This window comes from Ochrobactrum sp. PL_is483 (assembly GCF_055816855.1).
Genome location: NZ_JBVPGS010000022.1, coordinates 1 through 25,016, shown reverse-complemented (window position 1 = coordinate 25,016; position 25,016 = coordinate 1). Strand labels below are relative to the sequence as shown.

At 58.3% G+C, this 25,016-nt stretch carries 26 protein-coding genes; 17 read left to right on the top strand and 9 right to left on the bottom strand.

Annotated features, from left to right (window positions below; genetic code table 11):
• Complete coding sequence (locus AC0TNJ_RS02790; protein ID WP_473770166.1) at positions 1 to 1,683, bottom strand: Hsp70 family protein; 1,683 nt, start codon at positions 1,681 to 1,683, stop codon at positions 1 to 3.
• Between the two features lie 417 nt (positions 1,684 to 2,100).
• Here AC0TNJ_RS02790 and AC0TNJ_RS02785 point away from each other — a divergent pair, with 417 nt between their 5' ends.
• The 3 genes from AC0TNJ_RS02785 to AC0TNJ_RS02775 all read left to right on the top strand — a co-directional run bounded on the left by AC0TNJ_RS02785 (position 2,101) and on the right by AC0TNJ_RS02775 (position 3,499).
• Entirely contained in the window at positions 2,101 to 2,247 is a 147-nt protein-coding gene (locus AC0TNJ_RS02785) for a hypothetical protein (RefSeq protein WP_104753803.1), read from the top strand.
• Positions 2,248 to 2,365: 118 nt separating this feature from the next.
• Positions 2,366 to 2,524, top strand: coding sequence for a hypothetical protein (locus tag AC0TNJ_RS02780; protein WP_006472432.1), 159 nt, complete (start codon positions 2,366 to 2,368; stop codon positions 2,522 to 2,524).
• A gap of 150 nt (positions 2,525 to 2,674) precedes the next feature.
• The gene (locus AC0TNJ_RS02775; protein ID WP_473770165.1) at positions 2,675 to 3,499 is read left to right on the top strand and encodes a hypothetical protein; all 825 of its coding nucleotides are present in this window, start codon (positions 2,675 to 2,677) and stop codon (positions 3,497 to 3,499) included.
• Here AC0TNJ_RS02775 and AC0TNJ_RS02770 read toward each other — a convergent pair.
• The 4 genes from AC0TNJ_RS02770 to AC0TNJ_RS02755 all read right to left on the bottom strand — a co-directional run bounded on the left by AC0TNJ_RS02770 (position 3,496) and on the right by AC0TNJ_RS02755 (position 7,152).
• Positions 3,496 to 4,359: an NAD-dependent epimerase/dehydratase family protein gene (locus AC0TNJ_RS02770; RefSeq protein ID WP_473770164.1), complete on the bottom strand. Its 864-nt coding sequence runs from the start codon at positions 4,357 to 4,359 to the stop codon at positions 3,496 to 3,498. The two genes, AC0TNJ_RS02775 and AC0TNJ_RS02770, sit on opposite strands and share 4 nt — an antisense overlap.
• Before the next feature lie 2 nt (positions 4,360 to 4,361).
• On the bottom strand, positions 4,362 to 5,060 hold the full coding sequence (gene hdaA, locus AC0TNJ_RS02765) for a DnaA regulatory inactivator HdaA (protein ID WP_122000066.1): 699 nt from the start codon (positions 5,058 to 5,060) through the stop codon (positions 4,362 to 4,364).
• A 51-nt stretch (positions 5,061 to 5,111) separates the two neighbouring features.
• A complete protein-coding gene (locus AC0TNJ_RS02760; protein ID WP_473770163.1) occupies positions 5,112 to 6,353 on the bottom strand; it encodes an AI-2E family transporter in 1,242 nt (413 codons plus the stop codon).
• A 352-nt stretch (positions 6,354 to 6,705) separates the two neighbouring features.
• On the bottom strand, positions 6,706 to 7,152 hold the full coding sequence (locus AC0TNJ_RS02755) for a hypothetical protein (RefSeq protein WP_473770162.1): 447 nt from the start codon (positions 7,150 to 7,152) through the stop codon (positions 6,706 to 6,708).
• 203 nt (positions 7,153 to 7,355) lie between these two features.
• Here AC0TNJ_RS02755 and purM point away from each other — a divergent pair, with 203 nt between their 5' ends.
• The 3 genes from purM to AC0TNJ_RS02740 all read left to right on the top strand — a co-directional run bounded on the left by purM (position 7,356) and on the right by AC0TNJ_RS02740 (position 9,763).
• The gene (gene purM, locus AC0TNJ_RS02750; protein ID WP_473770161.1) at positions 7,356 to 8,459 is read left to right on the top strand and encodes a phosphoribosylformylglycinamidine cyclo-ligase; all 1,104 of its coding nucleotides are present in this window, start codon (positions 7,356 to 7,358) and stop codon (positions 8,457 to 8,459) included.
• Positions 8,456 to 9,079 (top strand): phosphoribosylglycinamide formyltransferase, encoded by a 624-nt coding sequence (purN, locus tag AC0TNJ_RS02745; RefSeq protein WP_473770160.1) that lies wholly within the window; start codon positions 8,456 to 8,458, stop codon positions 9,077 to 9,079. The genes purM and purN overlap by 4 nt, the downstream gene beginning before the upstream one ends.
• A 159-nt stretch (positions 9,080 to 9,238) precedes the next feature.
• Positions 9,239 to 9,763, top strand: a complete 525-nt coding sequence (locus tag AC0TNJ_RS02740; protein ID WP_473767627.1) for a DUF992 domain-containing protein — start codon at positions 9,239 to 9,241, stop codon at positions 9,761 to 9,763.
• Between the two features lie 74 nt (positions 9,764 to 9,837).
• Here the strand turns inward: AC0TNJ_RS02740 and AC0TNJ_RS02735 are convergent, their stop codons facing one another.
• Positions 9,838 to 11,958 (bottom strand): molybdopterin oxidoreductase family protein, encoded by a 2,121-nt coding sequence (locus AC0TNJ_RS02735; protein WP_473770159.1) that lies wholly within the window; start codon positions 11,956 to 11,958, stop codon positions 9,838 to 9,840.
• 77 nt (positions 11,959 to 12,035) lie between these two features.
• Positions 12,036 to 12,881 carry an EamA family transporter gene (locus AC0TNJ_RS02730; protein ID WP_473770158.1) on the bottom strand — a complete coding sequence of 282 codons (846 nt, stop codon included), beginning with the start codon at positions 12,879 to 12,881 and terminating at the stop codon, positions 12,036 to 12,038.
• Positions 12,882 to 13,032: 151 nt separating this feature from the next.
• Here AC0TNJ_RS02730 and AC0TNJ_RS02725 point away from each other — a divergent pair, with 151 nt between their 5' ends.
• The 4 genes from AC0TNJ_RS02725 to AC0TNJ_RS02710 all read left to right on the top strand — a co-directional run bounded on the left by AC0TNJ_RS02725 (position 13,033) and on the right by AC0TNJ_RS02710 (position 15,865).
• Positions 13,033 to 13,905: a 23S rRNA (adenine(2030)-N(6))-methyltransferase RlmJ gene (locus tag AC0TNJ_RS02725; RefSeq protein ID WP_473770157.1), complete on the top strand. Its 873-nt coding sequence runs from the start codon at positions 13,033 to 13,035 to the stop codon at positions 13,903 to 13,905.
• Between the two features lie 95 nt (positions 13,906 to 14,000).
• Complete coding sequence (locus tag AC0TNJ_RS02720) at positions 14,001 to 14,468, top strand: phage portal protein (RefSeq protein ID WP_473767630.1); 468 nt, start codon at positions 14,001 to 14,003, stop codon at positions 14,466 to 14,468.
• An 87-nt stretch (positions 14,469 to 14,555) separates the two neighbouring features.
• Entirely contained in the window at positions 14,556 to 15,236 is a 681-nt protein-coding gene (locus AC0TNJ_RS02715; RefSeq protein ID WP_473767631.1) for a ribonuclease T2 family protein, read from the top strand.
• A 29-nt stretch (positions 15,237 to 15,265) separates the two neighbouring features.
• Positions 15,266 to 15,865: a glutathione S-transferase gene (locus tag AC0TNJ_RS02710; RefSeq protein WP_122000058.1), complete on the top strand. Its 600-nt coding sequence runs from the start codon at positions 15,266 to 15,268 to the stop codon at positions 15,863 to 15,865.
• A gap of 51 nt (positions 15,866 to 15,916) precedes the next feature.
• On the opposite strand, the gene blaOCH is transcribed toward AC0TNJ_RS02710, so the two are convergent.
• Positions 15,917 to 17,089, bottom strand: a complete 1,173-nt coding sequence (gene blaOCH, locus AC0TNJ_RS02705; RefSeq protein WP_473770156.1) for an OCH family extended-spectrum class C beta-lactamase — start codon at positions 17,087 to 17,089, stop codon at positions 15,917 to 15,919.
• A 195-nt stretch (positions 17,090 to 17,284) separates the two neighbouring features.
• Between blaOCH and AC0TNJ_RS02700 the strand changes: the two genes are divergently transcribed.
• Positions 17,285 to 18,160, top strand: a complete 876-nt coding sequence (locus tag AC0TNJ_RS02700; RefSeq protein WP_473770155.1) for a LysR family transcriptional regulator — start codon at positions 17,285 to 17,287, stop codon at positions 18,158 to 18,160.
• A gap of 69 nt (positions 18,161 to 18,229) precedes the next feature.
• Here the strand turns inward: AC0TNJ_RS02700 and omp25 are convergent, their stop codons facing one another.
• The gene (gene omp25 / locus AC0TNJ_RS02695; protein WP_473770154.1) at positions 18,230 to 18,874 is read right to left on the bottom strand and encodes an outer membrane protein Omp25; all 645 of its coding nucleotides are present in this window, start codon (positions 18,872 to 18,874) and stop codon (positions 18,230 to 18,232) included.
• 379 nt (positions 18,875 to 19,253) lie between these two features.
• Here omp25 and AC0TNJ_RS02690 point away from each other — a divergent pair, with 379 nt between their 5' ends.
• The 6 genes from AC0TNJ_RS02690 to AC0TNJ_RS02665 all read left to right on the top strand — a co-directional run bounded on the left by AC0TNJ_RS02690 (position 19,254) and on the right by AC0TNJ_RS02665 (position 24,824).
• Entirely contained in the window at positions 19,254 to 20,039 is a 786-nt protein-coding gene (locus AC0TNJ_RS02690) for an SDR family oxidoreductase (protein ID WP_473770153.1), read from the top strand.
• Positions 20,036 to 22,111: an excinuclease ABC subunit UvrC gene (gene uvrC / locus AC0TNJ_RS02685; protein WP_473770152.1), complete on the top strand. Its 2,076-nt coding sequence runs from the start codon at positions 20,036 to 20,038 to the stop codon at positions 22,109 to 22,111. Before AC0TNJ_RS02690 ends, uvrC begins: the two co-directional genes overlap by 4 nt.
• A gap of 221 nt (positions 22,112 to 22,332) precedes the next feature.
• A complete protein-coding gene (pgsA, locus tag AC0TNJ_RS02680) occupies positions 22,333 to 22,917 on the top strand; it encodes a CDP-diacylglycerol--glycerol-3-phosphate 3-phosphatidyltransferase (protein WP_122000053.1) in 585 nt (194 codons plus the stop codon).
• Between the two features lie 4 nt (positions 22,918 to 22,921).
• Complete coding sequence (gene moaD, locus AC0TNJ_RS02675) at positions 22,922 to 23,179, top strand: molybdopterin converting factor subunit 1 (RefSeq protein WP_473770151.1); 258 nt, start codon at positions 22,922 to 22,924, stop codon at positions 23,177 to 23,179.
• A gap of 1 nt (position 23,180) precedes the next feature.
• Complete coding sequence (locus AC0TNJ_RS02670) at positions 23,181 to 23,660, top strand: molybdenum cofactor biosynthesis protein MoaE (protein WP_473770150.1); 480 nt, start codon at positions 23,181 to 23,183, stop codon at positions 23,658 to 23,660.
• A 360-nt stretch (positions 23,661 to 24,020) separates the two neighbouring features.
• Entirely contained in the window at positions 24,021 to 24,824 is an 804-nt protein-coding gene (locus AC0TNJ_RS02665) for a YbaY family lipoprotein (protein WP_473770208.1), read from the top strand.
• The last annotated feature ends 192 nt before the right edge of the window (positions 24,825 to 25,016 follow it).

Sequence of the window (25,016 nt, the reverse complement as noted above, 5' to 3'; positions counted from 1 at the left end):
TTAAAGAACTGACTTTTCGAACTGTTGCAGCATGTCGGAGAATTGTTGCCGGATTGCCTGCGTGTCGCGAATGGATTGATCCTCAAGGCTTTTCTCGAACCAGAACAGCATTTCCCGGATCTGGTCTCGTGCGTCCCCCAGCGTCTCCGCATATAGCCGCTCCGCACGAGCGATCAGTGCGCGATTTTCCTGCTGGTCACGCGGCAGCATCTTGATCGATGTCAGTGCGCTGAAACGTGCTTCGAGTTCGGCGTCGGTGAGATTTGCTTGATTCCTGAAAATCCTTCGATGAACCTGCCCTGTGGAAACGACCTTGACTTCGACTTCGAGAGCGCCGTTAACATCATAGGTATAGCGAACGTCCACGCATTCCTTGCCCGCAGGTCCCGAAGATACGGGAACCTCAATCATTCCGAGGGCGATGTTTTGTGACGGGCGCATATTCTCCCCCTGAAGAACATCAATACGGACCACGGTCTGGCCGTCCGAGGCAGTCCAGTAACGGCTTTCGCGGCTGATCGGGACGACGGCATTGCGTTCGATGATCGGAGAAAGGACCGCGCCTTCGGGTGCGCGGGGATCAAGAACGGATGTGCCCAGCGTGAACGGGCATACGTCCGTCATTATGATTTCTTCAAGCGCCCCTTCCCGCTTCCTGAGGCCCGCCTGCACGGCTGCCCCAAGCCCGACAATATGATCCGGCTGCGGGTGAAGGAGCGGAAAACGACCAAAAAGCCGGGCCGCCAGGCTACGCACCATTGGCATGCGCGCCGCACCGCCAACCAGCACCACCTGATCTATTTTCCCCGCATCGACACGCGCATCCCGCAAGGCCCGCTCCATCGGAGCACGCATGCGCCGCAGAAGCGGCTGCGCCAACTCTTCGAACTCCAGGCGCTCGAATAGACCGCTGAAGCGCTCGCCTGTAACGCCAAAGCTGTATTCCAACTGCGATTGCTCGGTAAGAGCCCGTTTCAGCCGCTCCGCCTCGGCAAACAAGCGTGCCTTGTCTCCTCCGTCGAGGTCATTTTCGACAAGCTGATGACGTTTGAGCAGTTCCGTGACAATCACCGTCCTGAAATCGTCACCGCCAAGGAGCGCATCTCCCGCCGATGCCCGGATTTCCATGACATCATCATATTTATGCAGCAGCGAAACGTCGAACGTGCCACCGCCAAGATCAAGAACAAGGAATGTGCCTTCATCTTGATGTTCGAGACCGTGGGCAAGGGCCGCAGCCGTAGGCTCGTTGATCAGGCGCTCGACGTGAAGTCCTGCCAGTCGGGCCGCGTCGAGCGTGGCTTTGCGCTGGATGTCATTGAAATAGGCAGGGACTGAAATGACGGCCTCAGTGATCGGCTCGCCGAGCGCAAGCTCCGCATCCTGACGCAAGGATTTCAGCACCAGCGCGGAAAGCTCCTCGGCACGCCAGCGGTAATTGCCGAGGGTGAACTGTACGGCACTTCCCATCGCACGCTTGAATGACGCTGCGGTCCGGTCCGGATGCGTGATCAGCCGATCTATCGCAGCGCGCCCCACCAGCACTTCGCCCGCATCGCCGATGCTGACGGCTGATGGTGTCAGGGTTTCGCCGAGGGCATTTTCCAATGCCCTTGGACCACCCTCCTCCCAAACCGAAACCAGTGAATTCGATGTACCCAGATCAATTCCAACAATCGCCATTCTACAATCATCCAGTTCGCGTTTTTGGTGCAAACGCCGGCAGATACCGCTAAATTTGTGATTTCAGGACACTCTTGTGTCGGCTTCAGAAAAACGTTCCCCATGGGGGAATGTCAAAAATTCACACCTTCCCGGACAAACAAATATTCATGCAAAAACACTCCGGATTCCAGAATTCCGCTGACGCCTCGAAGAAGGCGTCTATTAAAAAGAAGAATTGAATATACTGATCGAGAAATACCCGAATGGGAACGCTTCATAAGGCGTCCCAATTGCAAATGGAAGCCTCCCGGACAGGATTTAACAAGGCTGATCTGCACGCGATCACTTTGCGCTTATTGCGCGCCGATGCGCAGGCGGAACCAAATCCCACACGCGCGCGTTCACACTTCACGACCAACCTGTTGGAGACTGAGTGTGAATAGAAACGGGCTTTATCTGATTATTGGCGCGCTGATCGTCGTGGCCGCCGGCTTGGCGGTCTATGTCTATCGCGAAGAGACCAAACCCGCCGGGATCGAGATGAAAATCGGAGAAGACGGCGTTTCCATTCAGGAAAATTAGGATCGAAACGAAGTTATAAACATATAAACCGATTAAGATTTCAAGCGCTTACGCTTTGTGATGAAACGTTTTCGCCCTCGCCATGTTATTTGGGGCACCAGATAAAACGGAGGACCAAATGGGTATCCAGACTGTTTCCGATGAGCTTTATCGTCGTCATGAACGCGAATGGGCAGAGCTGCGCAACGCGGTTGAAGCAAGCGAAGCCAACCAACGGCAGCAGGAAAAGGCATCAGGCCAGACTTCCTGCGATCACAAGACGTCTGGCCACCAGTAAGTCTTACCAACCTGCCTCGAAACGCCGCGAAAGCGGCGTTTTTTGTTTGCGTTGCATCCGTCGGGCCGCACCCGCCCGAAGCTCCGGTAACCAAATGCGAAGGAACAATTGGTAGCGTCTCCCCATCGCGATTCGAACAGGAGACAGACGATGGCTGCACGCAAACGCACCACCCGCTCGCCCAAGCGCTCCACCAAGCGTTCAAGCAAGTCGTCGGGCAAATCTTCCGGCTCGTCCACTCCCTTGCTCGCGCTAGCCGCCATTCTGGGCCTCGGTGCTTTCAGCCTGTGGGCAACCACCCAGCACAAGAGCCCGCAAGCCGCGTTAACAGCGCTGTTCCAGCGCCCTGCCTCCAAACCGGTTGCTCAGCCCGCCGCGAGAACGGAACCGAAGGCGACCGTCACCAGCAAAGCGCCTGAAAGCAAAGCACCGGCGAAGGATTATGGCGCTGCCGTCGGCCCTGTGCCGCGTCCGTCCGCGCCCGTTGCGGCACCCACGCCGCAAAAGCCTGTCCAGCAGGCTGCAATCCAGACCGCCACCCCGCCGCGCCCCGCAAGTCAGGTCGTTGCGCCTCCGCCCCCGCCGCCTGCGGCTGCGCTACGCTCAATGCCGCCGCGCGGCATCAACACGCCGGCAAGCTCGCCATCGGTGATCTATGCCAAGGCGCGCCTCACCATTCACAAGAATGCCTGGGACAAGTCGCCATCCATCGGCGTCGTGGAAAAAGGCCGCGAGATGCGTTCCTATGGAAAGACGGGGCGCTGGCATCGCGTGATCGTCCCGAAGACCAACATGATTGGCTGGGTGCATGAGGACCAGCTTATCGGCGGACGCAACAAGCCGGACAGCGCGAGCCTGATCACCGGCTCCGTTGCGAAGAAGCAGCAAACTGCAACCGCAGCCGCGCCCAAACAGGCTCCCCGACCAGCGCATTCGCGCATGGAGCCGCCCAAGGCTGTCGGCCAGAAGAACTAATCTGGACGACGTGCCATTGCTTCCAGCTGCCGGTCGCCCGGCAGATAGTCGAACCCTGCTTCGATCAGCGATGAAGTGTCCGCGACCAGATCGCCATAAAGCTGGTCGTAAAGGCCGCTTTTGCCCGCAGCCGAAAGCAGGAGCCGCATGAAGACCGGCGGAACAGGCAAAAGCCGCGAAGGCTTTCCCAAGGCAGCCCGAAGCTTCGTCACGAGTTCCTTTGTGGAGCGCGGTTGCGGCTCGGCAAGATGGAACACACGCCCGGCGACCTTGTCCGCAGGCGCAACGCTTAAAAACGCCAGCGCACGCGCGACATTCTCAAGAGACACGAAACTGCGCCTGTTGTTTGCCAGACCGAAAGGCAACGGCAATCCGCTATCGCAAAGCTTTATCAACGCTTTCAGGTTCGCCCGCGCTCCGGGACCGTAAACGAGAACCGGGCGTGCGATGACAATCTCGATCCCGCTTAATTCCCGCAGATCAGCTTCCGCCTTGGCCTTGGCGCGACCATAGTCATCGCGAGGCTTCAGCCGCATGTCCGGCGTCAGCGGCGACGGGTTTCCGGCAATCGTATAAATCGTCGACACAAAGACGAAGCGCCTGACACCAGCAGCTTTTGCCCTGACGGCAAGCTCCACCGCCAACCGATGATTGACCGCATCGAACGTTGCGGCATCCGGGCGTTCCGCGCCGGTGCGATGCGCGAGCGCTGCACAATGGACAACTGTTTCCACGCCTGAAAAGTTTGGATCAGACAGGTCATTGCGGGACAAAGGCAGCACTTCGTGCCCCTCCCCGGCCAGCATTTGCGTCAATGCGCTTCCGATAAAACCGCCTGCCCCGGTGACCGCTATTCTCATCCTCAGCGTTCCGGCTGTTCGCTGTCGGCCAGAACCTGTGCGGCAAGCGTGCGCGTGATGCGGCTTTTCTGTTCCAGCGCCGCCCGGTCGAGCTTGTCGACAATGCGGATTGCAGACAGAAGCGAGCGCTCGATCCGGCTGACCAGATAGGCGACGACATGGGGTTCCACGCTCACCTGCCGGTCCGCGAAAAGCTTGTGAATGACGCCGGAAAGCAAGAGGTCGTCGGGTTCGGCAATTTCCACAACGGTCGCGGCCTTGAGGCGCGAGGCAAGATCGGGAAGCTTGACGTTCCAGTTCGCAGGCCACAGGCGGGACGTCATCAGCAGCGAAGGCCCAAGCCCTTGAGCCGCATTCTGCCGGACGCTGTTGATGAGATGGAAAAGCCCGGTTTCGTCGAAAGGCGTGCCGCCGATATCGTCGATCAGTACCGGATATTCGGCAGCGCCATTCACGGCTTCTTCGGTGATGTTGGATGGATCAACCAGAAGCGCGCCCGTTCCGGCACGCCAGATTTCCGCCAGATGCGTCTTGCCCGAGCCAGTCGGCCCGGCAAGAATGGTGACCGGCGACAGCCAGTTCGGCCAGCGATCAATGAGATCGACGGCAGCGCGGTTGGAGCCCGTGACGATCAGGTCCTCCCGGTGATAACCGGGCTGATGCTCAAGGTTCAACGGAATCTGGCGCGGTGCCTCACGCATCGCGGCCTCCTGCACATCCTGTTGTAACGCCTGGCCGGTTACGACCCAATCTCATTTCTCTCTGCCCGCATTCTCGCCTGCCTCGATCAGCGGCCCCGCATCCGGGTCCGGGTGATGATAGGCAGGATCATACATCGGTGATTGGAGATAGCTATTCAATGCGAAGCGCACAAGCACCCCGACCGCGGCTGCGGCAGGCACAGCCACCAGCATTCCGGTGAAGCCGAACAGCGAGCCGAAGGCGAAAAGCGCGAACATGAGCCAGACCGGATGCAGCCCCACGGACGAGCCGACGAGCTTCGGCTGGAGGATGTTGCCTTCCACGAACTGGCCAAGGAAAAACACGCACGCAACGGCACAGATCATGATCCAGTCAGGCCAGAACTGGACCAGCGCCACGCCGATGGCGAGCGCCAGGCCGACAAAGGAACCGATATAGGGAATAAAGCTGATGAGACCGGCGAAAAAGCCGATCAGCAGGCCGAAATTGAGCCCCGTCAGCGTAAGGCCGATGGCGTAATAGGTTCCCAGAATGAGGCAGAGTGTGCCCTGTCCGCGAATGAAACCGGCGACGGCGGCATTCATCTCGCGCGCAATGCCGCGCACGGTGTGAAGCTGGCGGCGCGGCACCCATGAATCGATGCTTGAGACCATGCGGTCCCAGTCCAGAAGCATGTAGAACGCGACCACCGGCGTAACGACAAAAAGCCCCGCAATATCAATCAGGGATTTCCCCGAATTCCACAGGGACTGAAGCAAGGTCGAGAGGAAACCGGCGCCCTGCTGGAGCAGCGAACTCAGATTCTGCTGAATGACGGAACTGTCGATGCCGATATATTTCTTCAGCCAGTGCGAATCCTCATTCGCCAGCAGGGACTGCAACTGGGTGATATATTCGGGGATTTTGGAAATGAAATCCGCAAGCTGCGTTGCGAGGATCGGCACGACGATCATCAGGCCGAGGATCAGCGCCATCAGGAAGATGAGCAGGATGACGACCGTGGCCGCAAGCCGCGAAAGGCCGAGCCGTTCCAGCCTGTCCGCAACGGGATCAAGGAAGTAGGCCAGCGCCATCCCGGCCACGAAAGGCAGCAGGACGGAACTGAACACGACAAGGAACAGGACGAAGACCGCGACGGCGCCGATCCAGAACATTGCCTGACGGCGCACCGAAGAGCCGGTCAGCGCACCGACTTCCACATTGACGTGAATGTCGCCATCGCGAACCGTCGCTTCCGATTGACGGATCGTTCGGCTGGCGGTCGTGCGCGTTGGTGTCGGTTTCTTGACCATGGGCGTCCATTTTCCAGGAAATAAGCTTGATAAGCCTGTCCTGATAGCAGGATGGCGTTACGGATGTCTTAGAACATTTTGCAGCTTGGTGGAATCACCCAGCATCGCACAACCGCGGCCAAAGCAAACAGTTGAAGCGAAAATGCGAAGGAATATGAGCGCGTCCCGCTCTATGGCTGGGAACGGGTCTGGACGGTCGATCCAGATTGCAACGCCTGTGCAAAAGGCAGGGTTGCAACATACCCATTATCAAGGCGACGATAGGCGACACACCCCTCCTGAATTCCGTGCACGGCGAATGTGTTGCAGGTTTTGGGATTTCCGCGACAAGCGCTGTTTTTGACTGCAAAGCCTATAACTGCATGGTGTCTGGGGCATACTGACGCCACGCTGAGCGCAATTCATCGCTAAGCCTATTCCAAATGTGCTTGGGCACTTGGTTCGTACGCTTCCTTTTAATGTCGTAATCGGTGCCTCCCTCTAAAAACCACCAGAACACCTCTAGGCCGGTCTCGGTTTCAATAAACTCCATCCAACCTTCAGCAATCAGCCTTTCGTTAAGGTCAAATATTGCAACGCCGGAAAAATTCTCAATTTCTCCGTCTAACCAGTATGTTCTGTGCCCTTCTAAGCAGCTTTCTGACCAATTGAAGCGAATGTTATCTGAATGAAACGTGAGTTTCGGAGATGCATATCTGCTCAAATCAAGAAGGAGTTGACTCTCTACGAATTGCCGAAGTTTCGGCCCCATGCAGTCGGAGAATCCTAACCGTTCTGTCTCGCTATCTTTGATATTCATATCATACCATCTTCACGATTTCAGGCGGATTCCCGCACTATTTCACTCTTTTCGGGCCTTGTGGCCTTGCGGGCAGCGCCGTCTCGTGTCATTGCGCGCACATTCTCTGTTTATCGCATTTTCTCAAGCAAAACCGTTATACGCTTTTGCCGAAAATGCATTAGACAACTGCGTGGATAAGCACCCCCTTTCAGGAGCAGGCCATGACCATGGAAAACAAGCCCGCCAATAAGCCCGCCGACAAGTCTGCTGCCCAGAATGGCCTGACCTATGCGCAGGCTGGCGTCGACATCGATGCTGGCAACCTGATGGTCGAGAAGATCAAGCCGCTCGTGCGTTCCACGCGCCGCCCCGGTGCGGACGGAGAGATCGGCGGCTTTGGCGGCCTGTTCGACCTCAAGGCTGCAGGCTTCAAGGACCCGGTGCTCGTTGCCGCCAATGACGGTGTCGGCACCAAGCTGAAGATCGCCATTGATGCCGACAAGCACGACACGGTGGGCATTGACCTTGTTGCCATGTGCGTCAACGATCTGGTCGTGCAGGGTGCCGAACCGCTCTTCTTTCTCGACTATTTTGCCACCGGCAAGCTTTCGCCGGATCAGGGTGTCGATATCGTTGAGGGCATTGCCGAAGGATGCCGTCAGGCCGGTTGCGCGCTGATCGGCGGCGAAACCGCTGAAATGCCGGGCATGTACCGCGACGGCGATTATGATCTTGCCGGTTTCGCGGTTGGCGCGGCTGAGCGCGACCGCCTGCTGCCGCGCGGCGACATTGCCGAAGGCGACGTCATTCTGGGACTTGCTTCGTCCGGCGTTCATTCCAACGGATTTTCGCTGGTGCGCCGCATCGTCGAGCTTTCCGGCCTCGGCTGGAAGTCCGATGCACCGTTCCAGCCGGGCGCGACGCTCGGTGAAGCGCTGCTTACCCCCACACGCATCTATGTGAAGCCGCTTCTCGCCGCGATCCGCGCTTCGGATGGCATCAAGGCGCTGGCGCACATCACTGGCGGCGGTTTTCCGGACAATATTCCGCGCGTCCTGCCGGAAGGTCTTGCCGCCGAAATCGACCTTGCCTCCATTTCCGTTCCGCCGGTCTTCTCCTGGCTTGCCAAAACGGGTGGCGTCGAGCCGAACGAAATGCTGCGCACCTTCAATTGCGGCATCGGCATGATTGCCGTCGTGAAGCCTGAGAAGGTCGAGGAAGTCGTAGCCGCCCTTGCCGCCGAAGGCGAAAAGGTCGTCACGCTTGGCCGGATGGTCAAGCGCGAGAAAGATGGCGTCGTCTACAAGGGCCAGCTCGCGCTATGAGCCGCAAGCGGGTCGTCATCTTCATTTCGGGCGGCGGCTCCAATATGGAGGCGCTGATCCGCGCCGCTGAAGCTGCGGATTTTCCAGCCGAAATAGTCGCGGTTTTTTCCGACAAGGCAGAAGCTGGCGGTCTTGCCAAGGCGCAAGGCGCAGGCATCGGCACGCAGGTTTTCAAGCGCAAGGATTATGCCTCGAAGGATGCGCATGAAGATGCCATTCTCGAGGCGCTTGCCGCCTTGAAGCCGGATATCATCTGCCTTGCCGGATACATGCGCCTTCTGTCGGGCCGCTTCATTGCCCCCTATGAAGGCCGCATTCTCAATATTCACCCTTCCCTGCTGCCGCTGTTCCCCGGACTGCACACCCATCAGCGGGCCCTCGATGCGGGTATGAAGGTCGCTGGCTGCACCGTTCATCTGGTGACCGAAGGCATGGATGAAGGTCCAATCCTGGCGCAGGCGGCGGTGCCGGTGCGCCCCGGAGATAATGCGGAAACACTTGCAGCGCGTGTCCTGAAAGCCGAACATCAGCTCTATGCAGCCGCCCTGCGCAAATTTGCCGCCGGACAGGCAGGGGTTCAGTCAGATGAACCGGCAGACTGCATGGTTGTTAGCGTCTGACCGCGGCAAATTCATCACACACGAAGTTTTTTGTTAACAAAACTTTAATCTCCCGCAAAAAGCTCTAATTCCCCCTCCTAACGGAACTTGCTTCGGCAAACCCCGTTAAGAGTCGTGAGAAACGTCTCTTTCAATATGTTTTTAGAAGAGGACAAAGACATGTCTCTCCGTTTTTCGACTTCCTTCCTGTCCGCAATGGCCGTGGTTTCCGGCATTGCGGTTACGGCTCCAGCCATCGCAGCCGACTTCGTAGCTCCTCCCGCTTCGGGTCGCACCCAGCCGCGCTCGGAAGTCGGTATGCTGTCCTGCGACATCTCCCCGGCGATCGGCGTGATCATCGGCAGCCAGCAGGATGTGGATTGCGTATTCCAGCCTGCCCGCGGTCGCGGCCCGATTGAGCATTACACCGGCACCATCACCAAGCTCGGCGTTGATGTCGGCTTCATCAATGGCGGCCGTGTCGCCTGGGCGGTATGGGCTCCGAGCGTTCGTCCGGAAGGTGCGCTTCAGGGCCGTTACGTTGGTGCTTCCGCCAATGCTGCCATTGGCGTCGGCTTCGGCACCAATATCCTGACCGGCGGTTCGTGGAAGACGATTTCGCTTCAGCCAATTTCGCTTCAGGGCCAGCGCGGCCTGAATGCGGCTGTCGGCGTTTCCAAGCTGAAGCTGCGTTACGCTGGCTAACAAGCGGCGCGAATAGCAACAACGCCGGGCGCATATATAGTTTATATATGCGCCCGGCGTTGTTGGATTAATATTTATGCATTTATTTTGCGTATCCAGATTTTGGTGTCATGCACCGCCAGCCCGCCATAGGGGGCGGCAGGTTCAGCGCCAACCAGGATGTTGATCCCCTCGCCGCGCTCGAATGCCGAGTTCGGGAAAATGCCCTCCGACACGACGACCCCGCGTTTTTGTCCGGCGCGTAGAACGGCATGAAGCACCAGCTCGCCACGATGATTGCCGATCTCGATGCGCTCGCCGTCCTCGATGCCAAGCTCTGCCGCATCGTCGGGATGGATCAGAAGTTCGGGCCGAATTTCCTTGGCAAGCGAGGTCGGCGTTTCGGCAAAGGTCGAGTTCAGGAAATTATGGGCGGGTGAGGTCGTCATGCGGAACGGATGTTCGGCATCCGCCGTTTCGATCACTTCCCAATGGTCTGGAAATTCCGGTATCGACTGATGAGGCCCCTGAAGCCCCATGACTTCCGGCGGCTTGTTCGGCGAAGGGCTTCCGGTCCAGTCGGGGCGGAAGCGGAACTTGCCGTCAGGCCATTTGAAGCCATTGATGTAATGCGCTTCCTCGAAGGGCGGCTGCAGATCGACAAACCGCTTTTCCTTCAATTCGTCGAAATGCGGCAAATCGCTGTTGGCATTCATGTTGTCGATCAGCGTGCGCTCGTCGAGGTCGAAGCCGGGCAGATGCCCGACGCCAAGCCGTTTGGCCAGTTCGTTGATGACGAAGATGTTCGGGCGGGCATCGGCGAGAGGCTCGATCAGCTTCGGCCCCAGAACCACATGCTGCTGCCCGCCGCCGCGATAAATATCGTCGTGCTCAAGGAATGTGGTCGCAGGCAGGACGACATCGGCCATCTTCGCCGTATCGGTCATGAACTGTTCGTGCACGGCGACGAATAAATCCTCGCGCGCGAAGCCCTTGCGAACCAGCCGCTGTTCTGGGGTGACATTGGCCGGATTGGTATTCTGGATCAGCATCGCCATGACGGGCGGACCATCAAAAAGCGCTTGCCGGTCACCGGTGAGAATGCGACCGATCTTCGACTGATCGAGAAAGCGAATGCCGACATCCTGCATGGCGCGGCCTTCGATCTCGCGCTTGTCCATCTTGAAGATGCCGGAATTGGAGTGAAACGCCCCGCCGCCTTCATGGAGGAATGCGCCCGTGACGCAGGCAATCGAAGCAGCGGCATGCATGTTCACCGCGCCATTGCGCTGGCGGGTGAAACCATAGCCCAGCCGGAAATAGGTGCGCTTGGTCTTGCCGACGAGATGAGCGAAGGCCTCAATCTCTTCAACGGACAAGCCGGTAATCGCCGCTGCCCATTCCGGCGTGCGGGTCTGAAGATGCTTTTCAAGCCCCTTGGGATCGTCGGTATAGCGCTCCAGATAATCCCAGTCGGCCAGACCGTCACGGAACAGCACATGCATGACCGCACAAGCAAAGGCGCCATCGGTTCCGGGCTTCAGCACGATGCCCATATCCGCCTGCCGGACGGTCGCATTGGCGTAAACGTCGATGACGACGATCTTCGCGCCGCGCTCCTTGCGCGCGCGAACCGCATGGGTCATGACATTAACCTGCGTGGCCGCGGCATTGGTGCCCCAGATGACCACGACATCGGCTTTGGCCATTTCACGCGGATCGGGGCCGGTCAGGCTTCCGGTTCCGGCAAAATAGCCGGTCCAGGCCATGTTGGTGCAGAAACTGTCGAACTGATTGGAATAGCGCTTGGCAAAGCGCAGACGATTGATCGAGTCGCGCTGCACCAGCCCCATCGTGCCTGCATAGTAATAGGGCCAGACGCTCTCGCTGCCATAATCCTGCTCGGCTTTCAGAAAGCGCTCGGCAACAAGATCAAGGGCTGCTTCCCATGATGCCTGTTTCCACTGCCCCTCGCCTTTCGCGCCAGCGCGAACCAGCGGATGCTTCAGGCGGTCGGGATGATGGACGCGTTCGGCATAGCGCGCGACCTTGGCGCAGATGACGCCAGCCGTGTAGCTGTTGTCCTTCGCGCCGCGCACGCGCCCGATGGTGCGCTCGTCGAGAATTTCCACGTCGAGTGCGCAGGTTGACGGGCAATCATGCGGACAGGCCGAATGACCGATCTTGGTATTCGAAATGGGGGCGTGCTGGTTCATACTACTTTATTAGCTCAAGCCACTTGCCGCAGAAACGAATTTCTGCCGGAAGATTGTCACAGTGACGAAATAAATTTTCACGACAGGCGCAATGAAATCGCGCCGAAGACAATAAGCCCGGCAGCCACAAAGCGCGACAGGCCGACTTTTTCTTTCAGCACCAGGAAGGAAATGAGCACGCCGAAGAGGATTGCCGTCTCCCGCAGTGCCGCGACGACGGCAATTGGAGCCATGGTCATCGCCCAGAGCGCCAGGCCATACGACCCTAATGTGCCCACCCCGCCGATCATGGCCGGTCGCCAGTGATTGCGCAGATATTGGATGAATCGGTCCGGCTCGCGATAAAATGCCCAACCGGCAAGCGGAATGGCATTCATCAGGAACAGCCAAAGCGTATAGGACAATGGCTCTCCCGAAACGCGGACGCCAAGGCCATCGATGATCGTATAGCTGGCGATGAAACCGGCATTGGTGAGGGCCAGCAAGGCGGTGCGGCTTGAAGCACCGCGATTTCTGCGCCGGGCGTCAAGCGCCATCGCCAGAACGCCGGAACAGATCAGGATGATGCCAAGCCAGCTTTGCCAGCCCATCACCTCGCCGACCAGCGGCGCGCTCACCAGCGCCACCAGCAAGGGCGGCGTGCCGCGCATGATCGGATAGGCTTCGCTCATATCGCCGGACTTATAGGCCGCGGCCACCAGCGACATGTAGAAGGTCTGCGTGACCGTCGACAGAAGCATGTAAATCCAGCTTGCCGGGTTCGGCAGCGGCAGAAAAGGCAGGATGAAAAGAGCGATCAGCCCGGCAGCGCCCGTAACACTGGCAGCGCCGAAAAACTTGTCTCCGCTGCCCTTGACGATTGCGTTCCAGCTCGCGTGGAGGAACGCGCCAAAGAGGACGATCAGAAGGACGTCACCAGACATTCAGGACTCGACTCAAAGGATAAGGAGCGGATGCTGAAAGTTGTATGTCACATTTGTGACAGAAGAGATATTGCAGGAACGACGCAGACCGATGCCTTTTGAGCATTTCTGCCCCTTGCCGAAAACAGGCCGACATGAAACAAGCGCAGCCATGAATTATCGTCATGCCTATCACGCCGGAAATTTTGCCGATGTCGTCAAGCACGTCATCCTGGCCCGTCTCGTCGAATATCTGAAGCGCAAGGAGCAGGCCTTTCGCGTCATCGACACCCATGCGGGCATTGGTCTTTACGATCTGAAGGGCGTGGAAGCCGGCAAGACCGGCGAATGGACGGGCGGCATCGACCGCATCGTGGAAGCCATCCAGAAAGGCCAGATCGAGCAGCCCGCGCTGGAATTGCTGGAGCCTTATCTTGGCGCCGTCCGCGCCGTCAACGAAGGCGAAGCGCTTCGTCATTATCCGGGTTCACCGCTTCTGGTGCGGCATTTGCTGCGCAAGCAGGACCGTTTGTCCGCGCTGGAACTGCACCCGCAGGATTCGGCCAGGCTGGCGAAACTCTTCGACGGTGACTATCAGGTGCGCGTGACCGAGCTCGACGGCTGGCTTGCGCTGGGCGCCCACCTGCCGCCGAAGGAAAAACGCGGCATGGTGCTGGTCGATCCGCCTTTTGAAAAGGAAGGCGAATTCGACCGTCTGGTCGACGGCCTCGTCAAGGCGCATAAGCGTTTCGGCGGCGGCATCTACGCGCTTTGGTATCCGATAAAAGACCGCAGGGAAACCGAACGTTTCACCAAACGCCTGCGTGAAACCGGCATTCCCAAGATCATGCAGATCGAGCTTGCGATTCGCGCACCTTCCGCCGAACCGCGCCTTGATGGCACGGGCATGATTGTGGTCAATCCGCCTTTTACACTCGAAAGTGAGATGCAAATCCTGCTTCCCTGCCTTACCAAGCTTCTGGCCGAGGAAAAGGGGAGCAATTTCAGCATCAAGTGGGTGCGCAGCGAGACGGATCGCACTTGACCCGGAGAAATTGCTAGCAGAAACTGCGACTTGACGAGGCTTCGGCCATCACAGAATTCAGCGAGCTGGCTCGCAATTTCGGACAGGATAGAGATATGCAACGAACCCTGGATCGCATCGGACGATTTTCACGCGCAGCCGCTTTCGCCGCAGCAGTCCTTCCCCTGACGCTGGCTTCCCTGCCTGCGAGCGCCGCAGACTATCTTGCTCCGGCTCCCGCAGGGGTTGCCGATGCGGGCGCGTGCAGCCAGCAGAGCGTCCTGCGCTCGGTGGTTTCCGATTTCGGCTATCAGGTGCGCCACGTCCCGAACCTGCCGCAAGTCGGCATCACGGCCATGAGCGACGTTCAGCTGACGCGCTATGAACCAAAGACCAATCCGGCCCAGATCGAGCGCACCTATTGCAAGGCAACCGCCGTTCTGACCGATGGCCAGTATCGTTCGGTCTGGTATATGGTTGAGGAAGGCCAGGGCTTTGCCTCCATGGGCCGCAACGTCGAGTTCTGCGTCGACGGTTTCGACCGCTGGTATGTATATGACGCCCGGTGCCGCGTTCTTCGCTAACACTACAGTTGCATTCTTCGTGATGCCGGCCTGCCGCTTTTTGATTCAGGCACTGAAGCCTCAGGGCAACCATTGAGTGGAGGGCATATGCTGCGGAAGTTTGGCGCTGCTGCGATCACGTTGCTTGCAGCGGCGATGGCGAACGTCCTGCCTGTACGCGCCGATGACATTCCGGGCGAGTTCGACTTTTATGTACTCGCCCTCTCCTGGTCGCCAAGCTACTGCGCATCGGAAGGCCCGCGCGCCAACAAGCAGCAATGCGGCACCAACCGGCCTTTCGGTTTCGTGGTGCATGGCCTGTGGCCGCAGAACGAATGGGGTTACCCGGCGAACTGCCAGCTTGACAATAATCGAAGCGGCGGCAGCTATGTGCCGCGACGGATTATTTCCAGCCTCTCGGACATCATGCCCGCTGCCGGTCTCGTCGCCTATCAATGGCGCAAGCACGGCAGTTGCTCGGGCCTTTCGCAGAACGATTATTTCGACACGCTGCGCAACGCTTTCGATCAGGTCAATATTCCGCCAAGCCTGCGCAGTCTTGGCAGTGGGCTGGCTGGCGGGCGGCGCGTCGATCCCATGCTTGTTGAAAAAGCCTTCGTCGCCGCCAATCCCGGCATGAAGCCAGACGGTATTTCGATCAGCTGCAAGCGGAATTACCTCCAGGAAGTCCGCATCTGCATGACAAAGGACCTGCAATTCCGTTCCTGCGGCGAGGTGGACGCCAATGCCTGCCGAAGCCGCTCCGTAATGATGCCCGCCACGCAATAGACCCTACTTAGCCCGTTCAGGAAATTATGATGACACAGATCCTGTATTCACCTGCTTCGCCCTATAGCGCGAAGGTTCGCATGGCCGCGCACTATGCGGGCATTCCGTTTGAAAGCGTTGTCGTCAATACCGCGGCTGAACCGGAGAACCTCATCCATGCCAATCCGCTCGGGAAAATTCCGACGCTGGTGACGGATGACGGCAAATCCGTTTTCGACAGTCGTGCGATCGTCCAGTATCTGGACCGGGTTTCCGGCAAAAAGCTTTTCCCGCGCAATGCCGAAAAGCGCACCGACGCGGAGCGTTTTGAAGCCATTGCCGATGGTCTTTGCGACGTGCTTCTGGCGCATGTCTATGAACGGCGCATGCGCCCGGAAGAGAAGGTTCACCAGCCTTGGCTCGACCTGCAATGGCGCAAGGCCGAACGCGCCCTTGACCTTCTGAATGAAGCGCCGCCGCGTCTGGCGGGCAAGCTGCATGCGGGACATATCGCCGTTGCAGCGGCGCTTGGCTATCTGGCGCTGCGTTTTGAAGGCAAGTGGGAGCGCAACCGCTCCAAGCTCAAGCGCTGGATGAAGCGTTTTCAGGAACTGCATCCGGAACTGACGGAACTTCTGCCGCGCGGCTGATTGGTCTGGAACGAATAAAACCCCGGATTTCCCGGGGTTTTCTCTTGCAGATCATTGGATTTTATCGATCGCCTGCAAAATCCGATAAGCAGCCTTTATGCGCTCGTCGTTCGGATAGTTCCGGTTGGCGAGCAGAACAATTCCCGCCTGTTTTGCCGGAATAAAGGCCGCATAGGCACCGAAACCATTGGTGGAGCCTGTCTTGTTGATGAACATATCCGCCGAGGGCGCGTGCGGGGGATCGAATTTCTCGACCTTATGGGATTTCCGCGCCATGTCGGACGAATTGCCCGCCAGAAGCGTGTCGAGCGTGACCGGATAGGCATAGATTTCCCAGCCGAGCCCCTGATTGTTCGCGCCGACACGGTAATACCCCGTATGGGTTGCGGCGACGGCTTTCTGAAAGTCGGGAGCAAGCGGCGAGCTGTCGATATTCAGCGCGACGAAACGAAGGAGATCGGGCGCCGTGGTCTTGATGCCGTAGGCCTCCGCATCCAGCGTGCCTGCCGATACCCGGGTCGGCTTATCGGCCTTGGTATAGCCGTAGGCATAGTTCTTCATCCGGCTTTCCGGCACATGGACGAACGTGTTTTTCAGGCCGAATGCGGGCAGAAGCTTCTGCTCCATCAACACGTCGAACGGCTGGCCCATGCTGCGCGCCGCGAGATAGCCGAACAGGCCGATGCTGGGGTTGGAATAACGGCGCTGCGTACCCGCCGCATAGTCCGGCTTCCACTTCTTGAAATAGGCCAGCATGGAACTGTCGTCGGTGACAGCATCGGGAAACTGCAAGGGCAATCCTCCCGGCGTATAGGTTCCAAGATCCAGCATGGTAATCCTGTCGAAACTGCTGTCTTTGAGTTCGGGAGCCCATCTGGTCGCGGGATCGGACAGGGAGAATGCGCCGGTCGCCAATCCATAACCGCCAAGCGTTGCAGTGAAGGTCTTGCTGATCGAGCCTATCTCGAAAAGCGTATTCTCATCGACTTTCTGCCCGCTGTCCTTCGATGCCACACCATAGCCGAAGAAATGGCTTTTGCCGTCGATGGTAATGGCAACGCCCATGCCGGGGATTTTCTGCTCGGCCATGAGCGGGCGCACAGTTTCATCGACAATGCGGCGCAGGTCGTCATCGTTCAGCTTGCCAGCCGCCAGCGCGCCGCTGGCAGGGATGGCAGCCGAACCAGCAAGGAAACCAATCAAAAGTGTCGTAGATTTTCTCATGACAGATGAATAAACCTCATGATTATGCGTTCGGCTGCATCCTAATCAAGACATAGCCGTCGCTGCGCGATCCATTATACTGAAACCCGTTATCTGCGGGATGCAAGCCTTTCAGGCCCTGCTGATATACGATGCTTGCGCAGCAACGACAAACGACGTTATCTAGCATTTGGCATTAGAAAAATTTGGGTTTCTATGGTTCGCCCGCATCTCCCGCTCAATTCGCTGCGCGCCTTTGAAGCGTCGGCGCGTCACCTCAGTTTCACCAAGGCCGCGATTGAGCTTTGCGTCACGCAGGCCGCTGTCAGCCATCAGGTCAAAAGCCTTGAGACCCGCCTCAATGTGACGCTCTTCGAGCGCCTGCCGCGCGGGCTGATGCTGACCAGCGAAGGAGAAACGCTGCTTCCCACATTGAAGGACGCATTCGACAGGATTGCCGGAACGCTTGAGCGTTTCGAAGCTGGGCATTACCGGGAGATATTGCGGGTGGGTGCGGTCGGGACGCTTGCGGTCGGCTGGCTTCTGCCGCGCCTGCCCGATTTTCAGAAAAGCTATCCGTTCATCGACCTGCGGCTTTCGACCAACAATAACCGGGTGGATATTGCGGCGGAGGGGCTCGATTACGCCATCCGATTCGGCAGCGGCGCCTGGCACGGCATCGATGCAACCCGATTGCTGGAAGCGCCCTTGTCGCCACTATGCATTCCGGAGCTCGCGCGCGAATTGCGAACACCGGCCGATCTTGCGCGCCAAACGCTGCTGCGCTCTTATCGTGCCGATGAATGGGCGCAGTGGTTTCTGGCGGCGGGCGTTACGGGTGACATGCCCCTGCCCCGCAGCATCATGTTCGATTCGTCGCTTGCCATGATGGAAGCCGCCATGCAGGGAGCAGGCGTCGCGCTTGCGCCGCCGCTGATGTTTTCCCGGCAACTGCTGTCGGAGGCCGTCATGCAGCCCTTCGAAACGACGGTGACGATGGGCAGTTATTGGCTGACGCGGCTGCAATCGCGGACGGAAACCGAGGCGATGTCGGCCTTTCGCGGCTGGCTGATGGAGACAGCAAACAGCTGAAACCAAAAACAACGCAACAAAAAACCGGGCAGTCGCCTGCCCGGTTTTCCGTGTTCAATTATCAGATAATTAGAACTTGTAGCCAACGCCGACGCGGATGTCGTGGGTGTCGAGCTTGTTACGGACCGACTCGGTGCCAAGATCATAGGTCTTGTTGCCGAACTGGGTGTAACGGTATTCGACGCGGCCCAGGATGTTGTCCGTGAGCTTGGCTTCCAGACCGGCGCCAGCAGTCCAACCAACGCGGAACTTGCTTTCGTCGTCGAAGCCGTTGTCGAGCTTGACCTGCTTACCAGCAACACCAGCGGTGATGTACGGCATGACCGGGTTCAGGTCGTAGCCGAGACGGCCACGCAGCGAGCCTTCGAAGCCTTCCTTGACTTCCAGGCCGTTCTTGGACTTCTTGGCCCAGGAGTAGCCGGCGTCGCCTTCAACACCGTATACGAACTGGTCCTGCTGGAAGTTCCAGCCAGCGTAAGCGCCAGCCTTCATGTCATCCGGCTTCACGTCGCCATAGCCATTCGAATTCTTGGCCTTGTTCCAGCCGTAGCCGAGGTACAGACCGGTGTAGCCGCCAGCCCAGCTGTACTGCGGAGCCATTTCGACCGGAGCCGGAACAGGAGGCTGTTCCTGGATGGCATCAGCAGCGAAAGCAGTCGCAGAGAACGGCAGCAGCGCAGCCGAGGCGATTACGAGAGACTTAAGAGTGCGCATAGCATTCTCCTTACACAAATTACATTTCGCGCGGTCCCTTATCGGGCGGACGGCCTTGGGAGCAAATCGTCCATGCCGCGCTGACCGGATCGGTATATCGGCGGTAAATGCGGCACGAAATGCCCGCTTCTGTGGAGAGAAACTGTCGAGAAAATGGCAAAAATGCGATGTTGCATTATCGCAACGCCGAATATACCCGCCTATATAGTTGGTGGATGCCGGTTGCGGTGCCACGCGGCGTCCGGCAAGGTTGAACGAAGCCGCTGAAATCCCTACAAATTTGTCAGCTATGAAGATCGGGCGCGCTGTTTTTAGCTGCATTTTTCCGATCGAAGTGGCATGAAATCGACTGAAGAATCTCGATAAGAAAGTGTTTACCGTGTTGAATGATCACGAGCCTCGCCTGCTTGCCAAATGTCCGGTTCTGGTAACCGGCGGCGCGCGGCGCATTGGAAAGGCAATCGTCGAAGACCTTGCCGCTCATGGCTTCCCGGTCGCCATACACTATAATCACTCCATCGATGAAGGCGCGGCCCTTGCGAGCGCCATAACCGAACGAGGCGGCACCGCCTGCGTGGTACGCGCAGACCTTTCGTCCGAAGCCGATGTGCGCAATCTGGTAAAAGATGCGTCGAACCAGATCGGGCCGATCCGGCTTCTGGTCAATAATGCCTCACTTTTCGAAGATGACCGTATCGGGCAACTGGACATGGCGCTTTGGGACAAGCACTTTGCCATTCACCTGAAAGCCCCCGTCCTGCTGGCCGAAGAAATGGCGAATGCCTTGCCCGATGGTGAGGATGGGCTTGTGGTCAATGTGATCGACCAGCGCGTGTGGAAGCTCAATCCGAACTTCTTTTCCTATACGCTCTCGAAAACGGCGCTTTGGAATGCCACCCGCACCATGGCGCAGGCGCTTGCGCCGCGAATCCGGGTCAATGCAATCGCCCCCGGCCCCACATTGCCGAGCGAAAGGCAGAAGCCGGGTGATTTCGAACAGCAGGTCGAGAAACTTCTTTTGCAGCGCGCACCGGAATTGTCGGAATTTGGGCGTACTGTTCGCTATTTCTGGGAAAGCCGCTCCGTCACCGGCCAGATGATCGCGCTTGACGGCGGCCAGCATCTGGCATGGGAAACCCCGGATATCGCAGGAATCACCGAATGACTGGAAACCGCAAGAACAATGATGATGCTGCCGCGAACCTGCCGTCGGATGACGAGCAGGACGTGGCCGGTATCATCATTGGCGACGCGGAAACCGAAGAGGACGATGAGGGCGACGACATAATCGACGTTCCGGCAGCGCCGTCTGCCGCCGATTCCATTCAATGGGATTCCTCGGATGGCCTGCCGGATATCGAGGGCCTGAGCGGGCAGGACATCATCAACGCCTTCGTCAAGCGTCTGCCCAACAATCCGGGCGTCTATCGCATGTTCAACGGTGATGGCGATGTGCTTTATGTCGGCAAGGCGCGCAATCTCAAGAAGCGCGTCTCCAACTATGCGCGCGGCATAGCCCATTCGAATCGCATCGTGCGGATGATCCGTGAGACGGCGATGATGGAATTCGTCGTTACCCGCACGGAAACCGAAGCCCTGCTGCTGGAAGCCAATCTCATCAAGAGATTGCGCCCGCGCTTCAACGTGCTGATGCGCGACGACAAGTCGTTTCCTTATATTCTGCTGACCGGTGACCATCGGGCGCCCGGCATCTTCAAGCATCGCGGCGCCCGGTCCCGCAAGGGCGACTATTTCGGCCCCTTCGCCTCGGCTGGCGCCGTGGGCCGCACGATCAACGCGCTTCAGCGCGCATTCCTGCTGCGAACCTGCACGGATTCTGTTTTTGAAACCCGAACCCGCCCCTGTCTTCTCTATCAGATCAAGCGCTGTTCCGGTCCCTGCACGCATGAAATCAGCGACGCGGACTATGCCGAGCTGGTGAGCGAAGCCAAGGCGTTCCTGTCCGGCAAAAGTCAGTCGGTCAAGGACCATTTGGCAGCCGCGATGCAGGCCGCATCCGCTGATCTCGACTTTGAACATGCGGCGGTCTACCGCGACCGTCTGGCCGCACTTTCCCATGTTCAGTCGCATCAGGGCATCAATCCGCAGACGGTGGAAGAGGCAGACGTTTTCGCCATCCATCAGGAAGGCGGCATGACCTGCATTCAGGTCTTCTTCTTCCGCACGGGCCAGAACTGGGGCAACCGTGCCTATTTCCCGAAAGCCGACAGTTCGCTCGGGCCGGCAGAGGTTCTCGGGGCCTTCCTGTCCCAGTTCTACGACGACAAGCCGTGCCCGCGTCTTGTTCTCTTGTCCGAGACTGTGGAGGAACAATCGCTGATCGCCGAAGCGCTGTCGACGCGCGCGGGACATAAAGTGCAGGTCAACGTGCCGCAACGCGGCGAGAAGAAGGATCTTGTCGATCACGCGCTCACCAATGCGCGCGAAGCGCTTGGGCGGCGGCTTGCCGAAACCTCGTCGCAGGCGCGCCTCTTGCAAGGCATGGCCGAAACCTTCGGTCTGTCGCAGCCGCCGCGCCGGATCGAGGTCTATGACAACTCGCATATCATGGGCACAAACGCTGTCGGCGGCATGATCGTCGCCGGGCCGGAAGGTTTTGTCAAAAACCAATACCGCAAGTTCAACATCCGCTCGACGGACATTACGCCGGGCGACGATTTCGGCATGATGCGCGAGGTGATCGAGCGGCGCTTCTCGCGGCTGGTGAAGGAACACGGCGCGCCGGAAGAACAGACCAATGCTGAGGCGACCGATGCGTTTCCCGCCTGGCCCGATGTCATCCTGATCGACGGCGGGCAAGGTCAGGTGGGTGCCGTGCGGCAAATTCTTGGCGAGCTTGGCATCAGCCATCTCGTCAATGCAATCGGCATCGCGAAGGGCGTCGACCGCGAGGCGGGACGCGAGCGCTTCTTCGTGGAAGGCAAGCAGCCCTTCACGCTGCCGCCGCGCGATCCCGTGCTTTATTTCATCCAGCGCCTGCGCGACGAAGCCCACAGATTCGCCATCGGCACGCACCGCGCCCGGCGCAGGAAGGAAATGGTCAAGAATCCGCTTGATGAAATCGCGGGAATCGGCCCGTCGCGCAAGCGTGCGCTTCTGCACCATTTCGGAACCGCGAAGGCCGTTTCACGCGCCGCGGTCGAGGACCTCATGCAGATTGACGGCATTTCCGAAGCGATGGCAAAGACAATTCACGACCATTTTCGCGACAAATGACCTGGAGCGCGTTTCGATCTGATTGAATCAGATCGGCGCTCCAAGCTTTTCTATTTCAAGCATAATCTTGTCGATCCTCGTTTCACTCCGGTCGGATTATGCGCTAATTTTGTCCGGGATCGGGGCGCGAGCGTCATTACGTCCCGGCAGAACACGTCCGCAGGTGTTGATTTTATGTGTCATCCCTGATGATGTGCCCAAACGAACGATGCGGCGGAACAATGCAGAAGAATCATACCCTCTCCCTACCCAATATCCTCACTTACGGCCGGATCATCGCCGTTCCCCTTGTGGTATTGTGTTTCTTTATTGAGGGACGGCTGGAGTCGAGCGATTTTGCCCGCTGGACAGCCCTCGGATTGTTTGCAGTCGCCAGCATCACCGACTTTTTTGACGGCTATCTCGCCCGCATCTGGAAGCAGACTTCGACCATCGGCCGCATGCTGGATCCGATTGCCGACAAGCTTCTAGTATCCGCCTGTCTCCTGCTGCTTGCTGCCGACGGCACCATTGCCGGCTGGACGCTTTGGGCCGCCATCATCATCCTGTGCCGCGAAATCCTGGTTTCGGGCCTGCGCGAATATCTTGCCGAGCTGAAAGTCAGCGTTCCCGTTTCGCGTCTCGCCAAATGGAAGACGACCGCGCAGATGATCGCGCTTGCTTTCCTGCTGGCAGGCCCTGCCGGTGACAAAATCATGCCCTATGTAACGGAAACAGGCATTGTCCTGCTTTGGGTATCGGCTCTTCTGACGCTTTATACGGGCTGGGATTACTTCAAGGCGGGCCTCAAACACGTGATGGATTGATCCAGTGGCGGTAAAACTCGTCTATTTCGCATGGGTGCGCGAGAAAATCGGCAAGGGGGAGGAGACTATTGAACTCCCCTCACCCAAAACGACCGTCGGCGATCTGATCGGCCATCTGAAATCGCGTGGCGACGAATATGAAGCCGCCTTCGAGCATGAGCATGTCATTCGGGCGGCGATCAATCAGGAACATGCCGAACACACTGAACTGGTGAATGACGGCGACGAGGTTGCGCTCTTTCCGCCCATGACGGGAGGATGAAATGAGCGGGCAAACTTCGTGCCCACTTTTCGTCGGCATAAGAAGCGAAGATTTCGACACGGCGGCGGAACTGCGCAAGCTTCAACAGGGGCGCACGGATATCGGCGCCATCGTCACTTTCACCGGGCTTTGCCGTGATGAAAGCGGCACGCTTTGCGCACTGGAACTGGAGCATTATCCGGGCATGGCGGAGGCGGAAATCACCCGCATCGCCCAACAGGCCATCGCGCGCTGGCCGATAACAGCGCTGACGATCATTCACCGTTACGGCCTTATAAAACCGGGCGAGAACATCGTTCTGGTGGCCGCGGCGTCATCGCATCGCCATGCGGCTTTCGAGGCCGCCTCATTCCTGATGGATTACATGAAAACCAACGCGCCGTTCTGGAAGCGGGAGCATCTCGCGGACGGTTCGGTCGGCGGGTGGGTGTCATCCAAGGATGAAGATGAGAAGATACGCGAACGCTGGAAACTGGACTGATCTTCCGATTAGAGCGCCGTGCGTCCTTCCAGGCCCACAAAGGCCGCTCCAACCTATTGAATCTACGCATCGTGCTTTCCGAAAATCGATTCCGATGTTCGGGCCGATGCTTTGAGGTTTCACAATTGATCTCGATTTTTTATTTTAATCACGAATTAACTATTTAACCCCCTAGAATATTGGGTAATTCAGGTGACGTGTTCTTGCGCCGCCATAATTTTCACATGAAGATTTCGCTAATGTCGGCGGTATGATTCAGACACCGACAGGCGATGATGACAGACAGGTTGGAATCCGCATCAGCGCCATCTGTCTTGTAACAAACAACGCATGCGGGAACGGAAGTTTCGGGCTTTGACGATGCGAAATGGACTGGCGAAAACCCTTTCAATTGCTGCGGCACTCGCGGTCGGCATTGGCGCGCTTGGCGGCGCTGCCTTGTTCCTGACCACCTCGATGCCGACAAGCAGCCTGGCGGCGGAAAAAACCATCAGCGGCAAGGTCATGTATCGCGAGCGCATCGCGCTGCCGCCGGAAGCAAGCCTGACGGTTCAGCTTTCCGACGTCTCGCTGGCCGACGCGCCCTCCAAGGTCATTGGTGAAACGCGGATCGAATCCGTTCAGGGTTCGCCGATCCCGTTCGCCATCAATTTCGATACGGACCAGATTCAGTCCGGCCATTCCTACGCCTTGCAGGCGCGAATTTCCGCTGGCGACACGCTCTGGTTCGTCAATGACGAGCGCTACGCCATTGATCCCGAGAACCCCGGCGAACCGGCGGAAATCAAGGTGGTCATGGTGCGCAAGAGCGGCGATGAAGGTGCAGCCATCGGCATCGAGGGCAAGGACTGGCTCGCGGAAGACATTCAGGGCGGCGGCGTGATCGACAATGCCCAGACGACCCTGACGGTTTCGACCGATGGCGCCGTCAGCGGCTCCGGCGGCTGCAACCGCTATTTCAGCAAGGCAACCGTCACCGGGGAAAATATTTCCTTCGCCGAGATCGGATCGACCTATGTCCAGTGCCCGCCTGCCCTCATGAATCAGGAGCGCAAGTTCCTCGACGTGCTCGGCAAGACCAGATCCTACAAGATCGACATGGGCAAGCTCGTTCTCTTCGACGACGACGGGAAGGAAGTAGCAAGGCTCGCGCAGAGCCTTTGAAACCTGTTTCCACACATGCCCAAGCAACAAAAAAGCCCGGTCGAACCGGGCTCAGACCGCTGACAAACCCGTCGATATTTTTCGGCGGGTTTTGTTTTTGGGAGGGGTCGCGTTTTGTGCCTGCACTGGCGAGGCGTTGCAAACGGCTGCAGCCGCTCATGCGCTGGCTGCCTTTGGCGTCTTTGTCAGGAC

Bases quoted from the DNA above. Each gene is read 5' to 3' on its own strand.
- AC0TNJ_RS02790 (WP_473770166.1), bottom strand. From the start codon at position 1,683: ATGGCGATTGTTGGAATTGATCTGGGTACATCGAATTCACTGGTTTCG.
- AC0TNJ_RS02780 (WP_006472432.1), top strand. From the start codon at position 2,366: ATGGGTATCCAGACTGTTTCCGATGAGCTTTATCGTCGTCATGAACGC.
- AC0TNJ_RS02775 (WP_473770165.1), top strand. From the start codon at position 2,675: ATGGCTGCACGCAAACGCACCACCCGCTCGCCCAAGCGCTCCACCAAG.
- AC0TNJ_RS02770 (WP_473770164.1), bottom strand. From the start codon at position 4,359: ATGAGAATAGCGGTCACCGGGGCAGGCGGTTTTATCGGAAGCGCATTG.
- hdaA (WP_122000066.1), bottom strand. From the start codon at position 5,060: ATGCGTGAGGCACCGCGCCAGATTCCGTTGAACCTTGAGCATCAGCCC.
- AC0TNJ_RS02760 (WP_473770163.1), bottom strand. From the start codon at position 6,353: ATGGTCAAGAAACCGACACCAACGCGCACGACCGCCAGCCGAACGATC.
- AC0TNJ_RS02755 (WP_473770162.1), bottom strand. From the start codon at position 7,152: ATGAATATCAAAGATAGCGAGACAGAACGGTTAGGATTCTCCGACTGC.
- purM (WP_473770161.1), top strand. From the start codon at position 7,356: ATGACCATGGAAAACAAGCCCGCCAATAAGCCCGCCGACAAGTCTGCT.
- purN (WP_473770160.1), top strand. From the start codon at position 8,456: ATGAGCCGCAAGCGGGTCGTCATCTTCATTTCGGGCGGCGGCTCCAAT.
- AC0TNJ_RS02740 (WP_473767627.1), top strand. From the start codon at position 9,239: ATGTCTCTCCGTTTTTCGACTTCCTTCCTGTCCGCAATGGCCGTGGTT.
- AC0TNJ_RS02735 (WP_473770159.1), bottom strand. From the start codon at position 11,958: ATGAACCAGCACGCCCCCATTTCGAATACCAAGATCGGTCATTCGGCC.
- AC0TNJ_RS02730 (WP_473770158.1), bottom strand. From the start codon at position 12,881: ATGTCTGGTGACGTCCTTCTGATCGTCCTCTTTGGCGCGTTCCTCCAC.
- AC0TNJ_RS02725 (WP_473770157.1), top strand. From the start codon at position 13,033: ATGAATTATCGTCATGCCTATCACGCCGGAAATTTTGCCGATGTCGTC.
- AC0TNJ_RS02720 (WP_473767630.1), top strand. From the start codon at position 14,001: ATGCAACGAACCCTGGATCGCATCGGACGATTTTCACGCGCAGCCGCT.
- AC0TNJ_RS02715 (WP_473767631.1), top strand. From the start codon at position 14,556: ATGCTGCGGAAGTTTGGCGCTGCTGCGATCACGTTGCTTGCAGCGGCG.
- AC0TNJ_RS02710 (WP_122000058.1), top strand. From the start codon at position 15,266: ATGACACAGATCCTGTATTCACCTGCTTCGCCCTATAGCGCGAAGGTT.
- blaOCH (WP_473770156.1), bottom strand. From the start codon at position 17,089: ATGAGAAAATCTACGACACTTTTGATTGGTTTCCTTGCTGGTTCGGCT.
- AC0TNJ_RS02700 (WP_473770155.1), top strand. From the start codon at position 17,285: ATGGTTCGCCCGCATCTCCCGCTCAATTCGCTGCGCGCCTTTGAAGCG.
- omp25 (WP_473770154.1), bottom strand. From the start codon at position 18,874: ATGCGCACTCTTAAGTCTCTCGTAATCGCCTCGGCTGCGCTGCTGCCG.
- uvrC (WP_473770152.1), top strand. From the start codon at position 20,036: ATGACTGGAAACCGCAAGAACAATGATGATGCTGCCGCGAACCTGCCG.
- pgsA (WP_122000053.1), top strand. From the start codon at position 22,333: ATGCAGAAGAATCATACCCTCTCCCTACCCAATATCCTCACTTACGGC.
- AC0TNJ_RS02670 (WP_473770150.1), top strand. From the start codon at position 23,181: ATGAGCGGGCAAACTTCGTGCCCACTTTTCGTCGGCATAAGAAGCGAA.
- AC0TNJ_RS02665 (WP_473770208.1), top strand. From the start codon at position 24,021: ATGCGAAATGGACTGGCGAAAACCCTTTCAATTGCTGCGGCACTCGCG.